The sequence below is a fragment of the Buchnera aphidicola (Thelaxes suberi) genome (assembly GCF_964059005.1).
GTDB classification, from domain to species: Bacteria; Pseudomonadota; Gammaproteobacteria; order Enterobacterales; family Enterobacteriaceae; genus Buchnera_I; species Buchnera_I aphidicola_C.
Map to the genome: position 1 here is coordinate 301,063 of NZ_OZ060389.1, position 12,244 is coordinate 313,306.

Consider the following 12,244-nt stretch of genomic DNA (forward strand, 5'->3'; position numbering starts at 1 on the left):
GTGATTTTTAATTTAAATAGTACTAGTGAAGTGATTTTTCATGTAAAAAAATATTTTTTTAATAAAAATATTTTAATAACTGGTTTTATAGAAGATGATATTAGTAATTATTTAACAGCAAATAACATAACAATTTCTGTTGCAAAGTATGATTTATGGCTGTTTCATAAAAATAATTCTACAGGATCAATTTATTTTAGAACAAAATTACATAAAAATTTTTTAAAAAAAAAAAATGTTGTAATCTATTTTTGGAATAAAAATAAAAAAGAATCTATTTTTGATTTAATGTACTTATTATCTAATTTATCAATTAATACACAAATATTTTTAATAGGAAAAAATACTAGCGGTATTAATACTTCAATTAATATTTTCAATAAATGGATGACGTTAAAAAAAATTAAATTTATGCGGAAATGCTCTCTTTTTTATGGAAAAAATTTTAAAAAATACGAGTTCCATTTACATAATTTTTATAGTAAATATTGCTGGAAAAATATTTTTATTTATTCACTTCCAGGAGTTTTTGGATATAGCAAAGTAGATGAAGGAACAAAATTATTAATTGATTCATTACAAAATATTAAAAAGAAAAAAGTATTAGATTTATGTTGCGGATCTGGAATAGTTTCTATTTTTATTTTAAAAAATTTTAATAATATACAATTAACAGCTTGTGATAATCATAAAAATGCTATAATAAGTTGTAGAATAAATTTTTGTATTAATAAAGTTTATGGGAAGATTATATCTAGTGATCTATATTCAAATATTAAAAGTAAATTTGACTTAATTATTACTAACCCTCCTTATCATACAGATTTATCATATAATTTGTTAATGATTCGTAAAATTATTTTAAAATCTAGTAATTATTTAACATCTACTGGTCAATTAATGGTTGTTTTAAACAAAAGCATAAATATAAAACCAATACTACATACATTTATTCAAAACTATGTAATAACAAAACATAATAATAATTATATAGTATATACTATACAAAAAAAATTTTTTTTATACCCAGAGCGGGAATTGAACCCGCAAAGCTGTTAAGCCGAGGGATTTTAAGTCCCTTGTGTTTACCAATTTCACCATCCGGGCATATATCATAAATACAATTATTATAGTTTGTAACAAGGCGCATCCCGGAATTGAACCGGGTTAAACGGATTTGCAATCCGCTGCATAACCATTCTGCCAAAGCGCCAATAATACTTTAAATTAATATTATAATTATAAAATTTTTTTATAAAATTATCAATAAATTTATTACTACTTTATAAAAAAAAATTATGTTTTATGTAAAAGTTTATATATTACTTAAGAATAAAAATTATTTCTTGTTTTTTGATATTATATATATTATTATTTAAATATAATATTTAGAATTTCCTAAATATAAAGGAGGAGTGGCCGAGTGGTTTAAGGCAGCGGTCTTGAAAACCGCCGATGATAACATCATCCGAGAGTTCGAATCCCTCCTCCTCCAATAAACTTTAATCTTAAATAAATTTTTTATTAATAATTTTATTTAATTATATTATTTTATAATAAATTTTTTTCATTTAAATTAAAATTAAAGCTCTTTTTCCAATAATTACTTCTCCTATAAATGTTTTACCATTTTTTAAAGTTACAACCACTTTTTCTCCTAATTTTGCATTATTTAAAGCTTTTCCTTCTAAAACAATGCTAAATGAAGATCCTTTTATTACACATAATAATTGTTGATTTTTGTGAACTGATTGATCTTTCCCCATAATTTTATTAAAAATTGGAGCGAAAATATCAGGTATATAATTACTTATTTTATTTTCAATAATACTTTTATCTAAATTTAATTTAGAATCCAAAAATTTATAATTTGTGTGCTTATCAATACCAATTTTTTTTAAATCACTTTCTTCTGTTAATTTACTGGTATTCAAAAAATCATATTGTTTAAAGTGATTAAATGCAATTTGTGCATTCTCATTAAAATAATAAAAATTATGTGTTTTTTTATAGAAATTATCATAGTGCAGATTTTGATTTATTACAGAATCATTTGAATGATAAGAATTTTTCCATTTATGAACCAATGAATGAAACATTGATTTCATATTTTGTACATAATTAATAGTTTTATCCTGTGAAGGAATTAATGCTTTTTTATTAATTACGTTAAATCCTACAATTAATGTAATTATTATAATTAAAAATAAGAATACTTTTTTATATTTCATACGTTAAACTCGATTTAGTCTTTATATTAAGAATAAAAAAATGTGTTTTAATGATGTAAAATATGCACTATTAATAATACCAATTATTATATCTAAAAACTAGTAATGTACACAGACTTATTATTTTAATAGAAAATTATTTTTTATTTTTTTATAAATAAAAATAAAAATATAAAAAAAATTAATTTTTTTGTTTACAAAATAGTTTGTTAATGTTAAATAAAAAAATAATATTTATTAATTATGTATAAATTACATACGTTTATTACTGCTATTTTATTTTAAAATAAAAAAAAATAAAAATAAAATTTTATAAAAATTTAAATTGAAAGAGGTGAATATGTCATTATTTGGTATTGAAAAAGAACTAAATTTTTTACAACAAAAATTAAATTTAAGAAGTTTACAAGAAGAACTAATTGCTTCAAACATAGCTAATGTCAATACTCCAGGTTATAAAGCACGTAGAATAGATTTTAAGCATGAATTAAAAAAAATTATTAATAATAATATTAAATTTAACAAACCCTTAAATACAATAAAACCAAAAAAATACTGTAATTTGAAAAATATTCATGATTTAATAAAACCCGATATATATTTTTCAAATCAAAATAAAAATCAAATAGGAAATACAGTTAATATGGATGAAGAACGTATAAATTTTGTTAAAAATAGTTTAAAATATCAAGAAGAAATTGCTATTCTAAATAAAAAAATAAAAAATATACAGTTAGTATTAACATAAAATAAATTTTTAATTAAAATAAAATAAGTAGAATAATTTTATACTTTGTTAAAAAGGTAATTAACTTTATGTCTTTATTTAATGTAATGAATATTGCAAGCTCTGCATTAAAAACACAATCTAATATTATGAAAATTACTGCAGAAAACTTGGCTAATGTTAATACTATTATTCAACAACATGGAAGAAAAATACCATATAGATCAAAAAAAATAATTATTAAGTTTAACCCTAGTTACGAAGCAAAAATAATTCAAAACAATTATAAAAATATAGGAGGTATAAAATCACACATAGTAGAAAATCCATTATCGAAAAAATTAGTATATAATCCTCATCATCCATTATCAGATGCAAAAGGATATGTTCTTAGTTCTGACGTAGATATTATAGCTGAAAACATTAATGCTATGGAAGCAGCTCGTAATTATGAATCAAATATAGAAATGTTAAATACAGTAAAAACAATGATACTTAAAACTTTAACCATAGGTCAGTAAAAACACGGAGTAAAGTAATATATGGTTATTAATATAGCAGATTATTTTCCCCTATTAAGCTCTTTCCCTATACCTCAAAACCCTTATTCTAAAAATTATAATTTTGGTATTCCTTTTATTGACAATAGTAATATTGTTGTAAAATCGTTATTTGGTTTTATAAATGGAGGAGGAAGTAGGCTTCCTAATCCTACTTCGCCATATTTTGTATTAAATAACCGAGAAACATCATTTAAAAAAAAACATCGTGATATAAAAAAAACGTTACAAAATGTAAAAGATTCTATTAAAGTTATGGAACAATATATAAAAGTACGAGATAGTCAAAATATTAATACAAAAGCTACGCTTCCTATATATAATAATTTTTCAACAAATACAAAAATTATAATGATGCCTAGTGACGAGGTCATATTCAAAAAAGCTGCTAATTTTTTAAAAATAGGATACCAATTATCAGATTCAGTAGATTCTATTTTTATTAGAATAGCAAAAAAAAATAATGAAGCTATAGTTTACAAAAAGATAAAACCACTATATATTGGAATGCATTTTTTTAATTGGGATGGAAAAGATGCATCAGGAAACGTCGTCAATCCAGGGTTATATAATATAAAAATTTTTGCTAAAAAAGGTGACAATATTTATTCAATACAACCCCTTGTATCAAAAGACGCAATGCGATTAAATTAATTATTGTTATTTTAAACCAAACATTATTATAAAAAATTTTGTGTTGTATGTTTAATAAATCATTTAAATTTTTTTTTAAAAAAGGATAATATATGTCATATTTGTCAAATGCAAGCGGCATAAATGCTGCCATGTCTAGTATAGATACGATTGGTAAAAATTTATCCAACATTGACATTCCTGGATTTAAAAGTGAAGTATTGCCATTTTATGATCTTGTTCCGAATGATTATGAGCATAATTCATCGGTTGGAATGGGTTCTATGACTGGAGAAAAAACTTATAATTTTGATACAGGTCCGCATTTTAAAACAAATAGAGCATTGGATTCTGCTATTGTTTCAAACGGTTTTTTTAGATTAAAAGATGCAAATAACAAGTTGTTTTATAGTAAAAATGGACACTTTTTATTAGATAAAAAACAAAATCTAGTCAATTCAAATGGTTTATATGTCACTGGATATGATTTAACTACTCCAGTATTAAATTTTAAAAAAACAAATCCTATTAACTTAAGTAAAATGATCAAACTTCCTGGTGAGCCTACAAACGTTATTGCAGTAAAAACCCAGATTAATGCTTCTGATCCTATAAAATTTACTGATAAATTTGATCCCTTTGATTCGACAACGTTCAATAGAATGTTGCCTATGTCTGCTTATGATGAAAATGGAGAAAAATATGATTTTAATTTATATTTAATAAAAAAAACTCCAACAATATGGAAAATACATTCTGTATTAAAAAATCATCGTGTTTATAATAAGGAATTTATAGTACAATTTAACCCAAAAGATGGAAAAATTATTTCTAAACCTTATGATACAATTTTATTTAATAAATTTGGATCGCCAAAAACTCAACAAATTGTTGTTGACTTAAGACAATTAATTTGTGAATCATTTGATGATGATGCTGTAAATTTTCCAGTTTCTTTTAAAATTAATGGAAAACCTTCTACTATAATCAAAAAATTATCTTTAGATCAATACGGTATTTTATATGGAATTTATAGTGATGGATCAAGAAAAATGTTAAACCAATTAGCATTATCTGATTTTACAAAAACATCAACTTTAGTAGAAAGCGAACCTGGATTGTGGATAAATGCTGAAACTGCTAATGATATTAATCCAGAAATTATTGGACCTCCAGGTTTAGGTATTTTTGGAACGATAACTCCAGGAGAAATAGAAGGTTCAAATGTTAATCCTGAAAGAGAAATCATTAACATGATTATGGCTCAAAAAAATTTTTTTGCTTCTAAAAAAGCATTAGATATACAAGATAAAATCAATCAAACACTAATTAATTTAAAATAAATTAACTATGAAAAATTTTAAATAATTAATTACTCATTTTAATAAGAAGAACCCTATGGATTATGCAATTTATAAAACTGGACAAACAATAAATAGAATATTAGAAAATCAAAATTTTATTGCTAATAATATTGCTAATATATCTACACCTGGATTTAAAGAAAAATTTATTTCGGTATTGTCCTGTACTAAACAAAAACAATCCAATCAGCAAGGTCAAAAAGATTTTCTAGTAACAAATAAAAAAGAGTATATCAATACATCTATAGGGTTTTTTAAAAATACTGGAAGATCTTTAGACCTTGCGATATCAAAAGAAAATTATTGGTTTATTGTTAAAAGAAAAAAAAATAGTAAAACAAAATATTTCACAAGAAATGGAGGAATTAAATTAAATAAAAATAATGAATTAACTATTTTAAATAACTTTCTAATAGGGACAAATAATAATATTATTACTATTCCAAAGGATAGTAATGTAACAGTCGAAAAAGATGGAACCATTTATTGTTGTAAAAATAAATCCTTATATACATTTAAAAAAAAAATAGGAAAGATAGCAATAAAATATATCAAAAATGATAATATTATTACTTCAAAATATGGAAATCTATATTTAGAAAACATACAAAAAAATAATACTAACAATAAAAAATTATTCTATTCTAATTCAAGAAATTTAATTCTATCTGGAACTATAGAAGAAAGTAATGTATCTCCAACAACAAGCATTATCAATATGATTAGTAATGCTAGAGAATTTGAAATGAATCTAAAATTAATAACATATTGTAATGAAAATCAAAAAATTGCTAATCATTTTATGAATATTAATTACTAAATTAAGGAATAAAAAATAAATATGTTTCCCTCTCTTTGGATTGCAAAAACAGGTTTGGATGCACAACAAACTAATATGAATGTTATTTCTAATAATTTAGCTAATGTAAGTACAAATGGATTTAAAAAGTCTCGTACTGTATTTGAAGATTTAATTTATCAAAATTCACGTTATTCTGGCTCTAATTCTTCTCAGGAAACTATTTTACCTTCCGGATTTCAAATAGGTACAGGAGTAAGACCTGTTGCAACAGAACGCATTCATATACAAGGAAATTTATTAAAAACAGACGCTAGTAAAGATATAGCAATCAATGGTAAGGGTTTTTTTCAAGTATTATTACCTAATGAAAAATTTGCATACACCAGAGATGGATCATTTCAAGTAGGTAAAGACGGAAAATTAGTTACAAATAGTGGATTTGCTGTTCAACCTGATATCATCATACCTCCTGATACAAAAAAAATTAGTATAGGACGAGATGGAACAGTTTCTGCAACAGTAAGAAATAACAACCAATCCAATGAAATTGGACAGTTAAATATTTTTACATTTTTTAATGATACAGGTCTAGAAAATTTAGGAGAAAATTTATATCAGGAAACTGATTCTTCAGGTACTCCAACAGAAAATATACCTGGAACTAATGGATCTGGATCATTATATCAAGGGTATGTGGAAACTTCTAATGTCAATGTAGCAGAAGAATTAATTAACATGATTCATACACAACGTGCATACGAAATAAATAGTAAAGCAATAAATACATCGGATCAAATGTTACAAAGATTATCTCAAATTTAATTAAATATGCATGTAAAAAACCATCTAAAGGAAGCAAATGTTATGATTTTACATTTTTTTTTAAAATGTAGAGAATTAACTGTTATTACAATATTAATGTTATCATTAAGCGGATGCCTTGTATCTAATCAGGAAGATATAGATCCTAATAAACATTTCGATAATTCTTCTATCATAGCTCCTATGATACCAGATTTATTAAAATTACAGAATTTAATGTCGACACATACAAAAACTAATAATTTTTCATTATTTGAAAATAAAGAAAAATATCAAGTAGGAGACGTGATTACAGTAATTTTAAAAGAAAACATTACCACTATGAACCATTCTTCAGATAAAATTAATACTAATAAATCAATTTATTTTAATTCAAGTATTATACCTAATATAATTAATAAAATTATAGGATTATATCAAAATAAATCTGTATTAGATGAATCGTCTAAATTTTTTTCTTCTAATAAAGGAGTTATTAATAATAAAGAAAATTTTGAAGGAGCTATTAGCGTTATAGTTACAAAAATTATGAATAACGGCAATTTAAAAGTAGTAGGAGAAAAACAAATAGGTGTTAACCAAAATGTTGAATTAATTCGATTTACAGGAATAATTAATCCAAAAAATGTTCACTTAAATAATTCTATTGAATCTAATAGAGTAGCAAATGTTTACATTCGTTATACTAATGTTAAAGACATGCATCATGATGATTCTTTATGGGATAAAAATTGGATAATGAGTTTATTACCATTTTAAAAAAAAAAAATAGTTTAATTAATATTAAATATTTTAAATTTAAAAATATCACTTCAACTAATAAACTTTTATTATAAAGGTATTTATGTATAAATTTTTATTATCCAGGATATGTTTAATAATATACATATTATTTGTTCCATTTTTTGCTCAAGCAGAAAAAATTGGAAAGATTTCTGATATTCGAGGAATTAAAGAATATCAATTAATAGGATACGGTTTAGTGATTGGTTTAAATGGAACAGGAGATCAAATGCCATCTAAATCTTCTTTTTCTACTAGTTCTTTACAATCCTTATTAAATAATTTAAATATAGATATTCCAGAAATACAAAATACTCGTATAAATAATATAGCGTCAGTAATTGTCATAGGAAAGATGAATGCACTATCTCAATTAGGAGAAACTATTGATATTACTGTTTCTTCTATAGGTAATGCAAAAAATTTAAATGGAGGGGTATTGCTTATGACTCCATTAAAAGGCGTTAATAATGAAACATATGCTACTGCACAAGGAATATTAGTTCCTCATAATCAACATAACATTGAAGATAATTATTATCTTCATAATAATATTAATCAAGATAAAAAATCTCTTGCGTTCAATACAGGATTTATTCCAGATGGAGCAGTAATACAGAAAGAAATTAACAATAATCAAAATGCACCTTTAGAAAATATTCGTTTAAATTTAAAAAAAAATGATTTTTCATTAAATCAAAAAATTGCTAATATTATCAATAACAATTTTCCCAATATTGCTAATCCAATTAATTCTCGGGTTATTCAAATTACAACTACATCTAAAAATATTGCAGATCAAATTAAATTAATTGCTAATATACAAAATTTAGATGTACCTTTATTCCAAAAAGATAATAAAATATTATCTGCTAATACAAATTTAAAAAACAATACTCCTATTAATTTAAATAAAGATAGCATAATACATCCATGTTTTATAAAATATAAAAATATTTTAATTATATTTAATAATCATAATTATTATCAAAATAATATAAATAAAAAAATGTTTTTATTAAAAAATAAAATCAAAAATCATAGATATGATAATAATTCTAAATCAAATGAATTATTATATATCTTAAATAAGATAGGTATGACAGATATTGATATATCTTCTATTATAGATTCTATGAGCCATGTAAAATGCACATTATTACCTATTGGAAATATTAAATAAATGAATGAAAATTATTTTTTATTGAAAAATAGTCAATTAAATAATTTATTTGAAATGGATTCATATCTAAAAAATAAAAATAAATTAATTAATGATAATATTTTATCAAAAAATATAGAAAGTATTTTTATTAAAATTTTAATAAAAAGTATGAATAATACATTAACAGAACAAAGTTTATTTGAAAACAATCAATCTAAAATGTATTCAGATATGTATAATGAATATCTATCTGATTCAATTAGTAATAAAGGAATTGGTTTATCTTCAATAATTGAAGCACAACTTAAATATAATAAAATAAAAAATATTTTTTAAATGACAATAATTTATTATTGTTAAAATTTATTTTATAAAATAATAAATATATATTTATTTAAATAATTATTCATAAATAATTTTTTTTAATAAAAAAGTTATTTATGATAATATTTTATTTATTTAATTCTATAAATTAGAAATATTTTTAAATAAAAAATATATTATATATACAATATTTTAAAAAAAAATAGAAATTTATTAAAATGATGACAAAATTTTTTTATAAATATACGTATAAATAAAGTATTTAATAATAGATGTTTATTTTATTTTTGCTTAAATTGATTACATATTGGGCATATTTCTTTATCGGAATCTAGTATATTTAAAGAAGTATTTAAATGTTGTCTAGACATTTCTAATAATCCAAATTTAGATATATTACCTATTTGAATACGCGCACGATCATTCTGTATTAATTTTTTTAATTTTTTTTCAATAATTTTTTGACATTCAATGGACTTCATATCAATAAAATCAATGACGATTAATCCACTTAAATCTCTTATTCTTAATTGTCGTGAAATTTCTTCTATTGCTTCTAAATTAGTATTAAATGCAGTTTCTTGCATCCCTATACCTGTTCTGTCTTTAGATGAATTAACATCAATAGCAATTAATGCTTCAGTGTTTTCTAAAATAATTGATCCTCCTGATGGTAATTTAATATATTTTTTAAATATAGACAAAATTTGTTCTTCTATATGAAAATAATTAAATAATGATTTGCTATTAGTAAAAAATTTTATTTTTTTTTTAAAGCTTATTTTTCCTAATCTAGTAAAATATTTATGAGCTTGTTCAAATATATAAAAATCATCAATAATAATTTCTTTTATTTCTTGATTTAAGTAATCTCTAAAACATTTTAAAATTATATTACTGTCTTTATAAATTAAAAAAGGAGCTTTTTTTGTTTGTGAATATGATTGTATAGCTTTCCAATGCTCTATTTTTCGATTTAATTCTTGTTCTAAACACGTTATTGATTGTTCTGAACTAGCGGTTCTAATAATTAAACCGATATTATGTAATATACTTAAATTAGATAAAAAATTTTTTAATTCAGTTCTACGTTTTCCATGAATTTTACGAGATATACCAATAATTCCAGGATTATTAGGCATTAAAACTAAATAATTGCTAGTTAAAGTAATAAAATTCGTAAGCGCAGCGCCTTTATTTTCTTTTTCTTCTTTTCTTATTTGTACAATAATTTCTTTATTTTGTTTTAAAAATTGTTTTATTTGTTTCAATTTTATAAGTTTTTTAACTTGGTTAAATAAATTATAATCTGAAATTTCTTTAAAAGGTAAAAATCCATGTTTTTTACCCCCATAATCAATGAATAAAGCTTCTAAACTAGGTTCAATACGATTAATTATTCCTTTATAAATATCAGATTTTTTCTTTTTATGTCCTATTTTTTCAATATATAAATCATATAATTTTTTATTATCTACAATTGCAATTCTGATTTCTTTTTTTTGATATACATGTATTAATATTTGTTTCATTAGGTATAACTCTTATATAAAATATGAAAAAAAATAAAAAACAGAAAAAACAAATTTATTAGTAAGTAATAAATTTTAAAAAATAGTTAATTAACTTATAAAATAAATAAAAAAAATTTATATATGAGTCATTTATTTTTTAATATATTGTAATTATTTTCTATTGTGTAGGAAAGTTTTTATAAAATATATTATCATGTATTGCATTCATGTTTATAAAAATAATTATTAATTTAATTAACAAATTTAATTAAAAATTTTATATATAAAATTTATTTTTATTTTTAAAATAAAATAAATAAATATATATATTATTTTTAGAGAAAATAAATGAAATCAACTAATGAAAGAATTATAAATTGTCCTTCATACATTACATCAATAATAAAAAACCAAAGAATTGATAACTTTTTGTTTAAAAAATTTAATAATATTCCAAAAAGTTTAATTTATAAAAAAATTAGAACAGGTAAAATAAGAGTTAATAAAAAAAGAATTAAGCCTAAATATAAGTTGAATAAAAATGATATAATTAAAATACCTTTTTTTCAACATCAAAAAAAAAATGATATTAAAGAAATTTTAAATAATGTTAATATAATTACAAAATTAAAAAAAAATATTTTATTTGAAGATAAAAATTTAATTATTTTAAATAAACCATCAGGTATAGCTGTACATGGTGGCAGTGGAATTCGATTTGGTATTATTGAAATTTTTAGAAAAATTTATTCTTCATTACAATTTTTAGATCTTGTTCATCGATTAGATCGTAATACATCTGGAATATTAATTCTTTCCAAAAAAAATTCTTCTTTAAGAAACCTACATGAACAAATTAGAAATCGAACAATAAAAAAAAAATATATCGCTTTAGTTCATGGAAAATGGAACGTAAAACATACAGTAGTTAAAGCCCCATTAATAAAAAAATTTTTATATAATGGAAAAAAAATTATGTCCGTACATCCTAAAGGAAAAGTATCAGAAACTCGATTTCAAGTAAAAAAACAATATAAAAACACTACTTTAATGAATATTTTCCCTATAACAGGTAGGACTCATCAAATTAGGATTCATGCATCATATGCTGGCCATCCTTTAATATTTGATCCAGATTATGGCGATAATATACTAGATTCACAATTGCCAGTTACTAATCATGTTAAAAAAATATTATTACATGCTAATGAAATTAGTTTTATACATCCTAACAATAAAAATAAAATAACTATTAAAGCGCCTTTAGAAGTTAGGTTTGAAAAATATCTAAATTTATTGGAAGATTGTAATTAAATTTA

Annotated in this window: 13 protein-coding genes and 3 tRNA genes; 12 read left to right on the forward strand and 4 right to left on the reverse strand. The window is 21.8% G+C overall.

What is annotated here, in order from left to right:
- Positions 1-1,059, forward strand: coding sequence for a methyltransferase (locus tag AB4W61_RS01330; RefSeq protein WP_367678737.1), 1,059 nt, complete (start codon positions 1-3; stop codon positions 1,057-1,059).
- On the opposite strand, the gene AB4W61_RS01335 is transcribed toward AB4W61_RS01330, so the two are convergent.
- Together AB4W61_RS01335 and AB4W61_RS01340 are read right to left on the reverse strand one after the other, a co-directional pair.
- Positions 1,024-1,107, reverse strand: a tRNA-Leu gene (locus AB4W61_RS01335). The two genes, AB4W61_RS01330 and AB4W61_RS01335, sit on opposite strands and share 36 nt — an antisense overlap.
- A 35-nt stretch (positions 1,108-1,142) precedes the next feature.
- Positions 1,143-1,213 (reverse strand) — tRNA-Cys (locus AB4W61_RS01340).
- Positions 1,214-1,409: 196 nt separating this feature from the next.
- Here AB4W61_RS01340 and AB4W61_RS01345 point away from each other — a divergent pair.
- Positions 1,410-1,495 (forward strand) — tRNA-Ser (locus tag AB4W61_RS01345).
- A 76-nt stretch (positions 1,496-1,571) separates the two neighbouring features.
- Here AB4W61_RS01345 and AB4W61_RS01350 read toward each other — a convergent pair.
- Entirely contained in the window at positions 1,572-2,231 is a 660-nt protein-coding gene (locus AB4W61_RS01350; protein WP_367678738.1) for a flagella basal body P-ring formation protein FlgA, read from the reverse strand.
- A 340-nt stretch (positions 2,232-2,571) separates the two neighbouring features.
- On the opposite strand from AB4W61_RS01350, the gene flgB reads away from it, so the two are divergent.
- The 9 genes from flgB (at position 2,572) to AB4W61_RS01395 (ending at position 9,423) form a co-directional block, all read left to right on the forward strand.
- Positions 2,572-2,979 carry a flagellar basal body rod protein FlgB gene (gene flgB / locus AB4W61_RS01355; RefSeq protein ID WP_367678739.1) on the forward strand — a complete coding sequence of 136 codons (408 nt, stop codon included), beginning with the start codon at positions 2,572-2,574 and terminating at the stop codon, positions 2,977-2,979.
- Between the two features lie 68 nt (positions 2,980-3,047).
- Positions 3,048-3,479 (forward strand): flagellar basal body rod protein FlgC, encoded by a 432-nt coding sequence (gene flgC, locus AB4W61_RS01360; protein ID WP_367678740.1) that lies wholly within the window; start codon positions 3,048-3,050, stop codon positions 3,477-3,479.
- Between the two features lie 21 nt (positions 3,480-3,500).
- Positions 3,501-4,172 carry a FlgD immunoglobulin-like domain containing protein gene (locus AB4W61_RS01365; RefSeq protein ID WP_367678741.1) on the forward strand — a complete coding sequence of 224 codons (672 nt, stop codon included), beginning with the start codon at positions 3,501-3,503 and terminating at the stop codon, positions 4,170-4,172.
- Between the two features lie 92 nt (positions 4,173-4,264).
- Positions 4,265-5,494, forward strand: a complete 1,230-nt coding sequence (locus tag AB4W61_RS01370) for a flagellar hook-basal body complex protein (protein ID WP_367678742.1) — start codon at positions 4,265-4,267, stop codon at positions 5,492-5,494.
- 55 nt (positions 5,495-5,549) lie between these two features.
- Positions 5,550-6,335: a flagellar hook-basal body complex protein gene (locus AB4W61_RS01375; protein WP_367678743.1), complete on the forward strand. Its 786-nt coding sequence runs from the start codon at positions 5,550-5,552 to the stop codon at positions 6,333-6,335.
- Positions 6,336-6,356: 21 nt separating this feature from the next.
- A complete protein-coding gene (gene flgG / locus AB4W61_RS01380; protein WP_367678744.1) occupies positions 6,357-7,139 on the forward strand; it encodes a flagellar basal-body rod protein FlgG in 783 nt (260 codons plus the stop codon).
- A 42-nt stretch (positions 7,140-7,181) separates the two neighbouring features.
- Positions 7,182-7,898 carry a flagellar basal body L-ring protein FlgH gene (locus tag AB4W61_RS01385; protein ID WP_367678745.1) on the forward strand — a complete coding sequence of 239 codons (717 nt, stop codon included), beginning with the start codon at positions 7,182-7,184 and terminating at the stop codon, positions 7,896-7,898.
- 85 nt (positions 7,899-7,983) lie between these two features.
- Positions 7,984-9,105 (forward strand): flagellar basal body P-ring protein FlgI, encoded by a 1,122-nt coding sequence (locus AB4W61_RS01390; protein ID WP_367678746.1) that lies wholly within the window; start codon positions 7,984-7,986, stop codon positions 9,103-9,105.
- The gene (locus AB4W61_RS01395; protein ID WP_367678747.1) at positions 9,106-9,423 is read left to right on the forward strand and encodes a rod-binding protein; all 318 of its coding nucleotides are present in this window, start codon (positions 9,106-9,108) and stop codon (positions 9,421-9,423) included.
- Positions 9,424-9,692: 269 nt separating this feature from the next.
- Here AB4W61_RS01395 and AB4W61_RS01400 read toward each other — a convergent pair whose 3' ends face one another.
- Positions 9,693-10,943, reverse strand: a complete 1,251-nt coding sequence (locus tag AB4W61_RS01400; RefSeq protein ID WP_367678748.1) for an Rne/Rng family ribonuclease — start codon at positions 10,941-10,943, stop codon at positions 9,693-9,695.
- A gap of 330 nt (positions 10,944-11,273) precedes the next feature.
- Between AB4W61_RS01400 and AB4W61_RS01405 the strand changes: the two genes are divergently transcribed.
- Entirely contained in the window at positions 11,274-12,239 is a 966-nt protein-coding gene (locus AB4W61_RS01405; RefSeq protein WP_367678749.1) for an RluA family pseudouridine synthase, read from the forward strand.
- Positions 12,240-12,244 lie beyond the last annotated feature (5 nt).

What these genes read in the sequence shown, in the direction of transcription:
- AB4W61_RS01350 (WP_367678738.1), bottom strand. Translation starts at nt 2,231, where the DNA reads ATGAAATATAAAAAAGTATTCTTATTTTTAATTATAATAATTACATTA.
- AB4W61_RS01365 (WP_367678741.1), top strand. Translation starts at nt 3,501, where the DNA reads ATGGTTATTAATATAGCAGATTATTTTCCCCTATTAAGCTCTTTCCCT.
- flgB (WP_367678739.1), top strand. Translation starts at nt 2,572, where the DNA reads ATGTCATTATTTGGTATTGAAAAAGAACTAAATTTTTTACAACAAAAA.
- AB4W61_RS01385 (WP_367678745.1), top strand. Translation starts at nt 7,182, where the DNA reads ATGATTTTACATTTTTTTTTAAAATGTAGAGAATTAACTGTTATTACA.
- AB4W61_RS01370 (WP_367678742.1), top strand. Translation starts at nt 4,265, where the DNA reads ATGTCATATTTGTCAAATGCAAGCGGCATAAATGCTGCCATGTCTAGT.
- flgG (WP_367678744.1), top strand. Translation starts at nt 6,357, where the DNA reads ATGTTTCCCTCTCTTTGGATTGCAAAAACAGGTTTGGATGCACAACAA.
- flgC (WP_367678740.1), top strand. Translation starts at nt 3,048, where the DNA reads ATGTCTTTATTTAATGTAATGAATATTGCAAGCTCTGCATTAAAAACA.
- AB4W61_RS01390 (WP_367678746.1), top strand. Translation starts at nt 7,984, where the DNA reads ATGTATAAATTTTTATTATCCAGGATATGTTTAATAATATACATATTA.
- AB4W61_RS01375 (WP_367678743.1), top strand. Translation starts at nt 5,550, where the DNA reads ATGGATTATGCAATTTATAAAACTGGACAAACAATAAATAGAATATTA.
- AB4W61_RS01395 (WP_367678747.1), top strand. Translation starts at nt 9,106, where the DNA reads ATGAATGAAAATTATTTTTTATTGAAAAATAGTCAATTAAATAATTTA.
- AB4W61_RS01405 (WP_367678749.1), top strand. Translation starts at nt 11,274, where the DNA reads ATGAAATCAACTAATGAAAGAATTATAAATTGTCCTTCATACATTACA.
- AB4W61_RS01400 (WP_367678748.1), bottom strand. Translation starts at nt 10,943, where the DNA reads ATGAAACAAATATTAATACATGTATATCAAAAAAAAGAAATCAGAATT.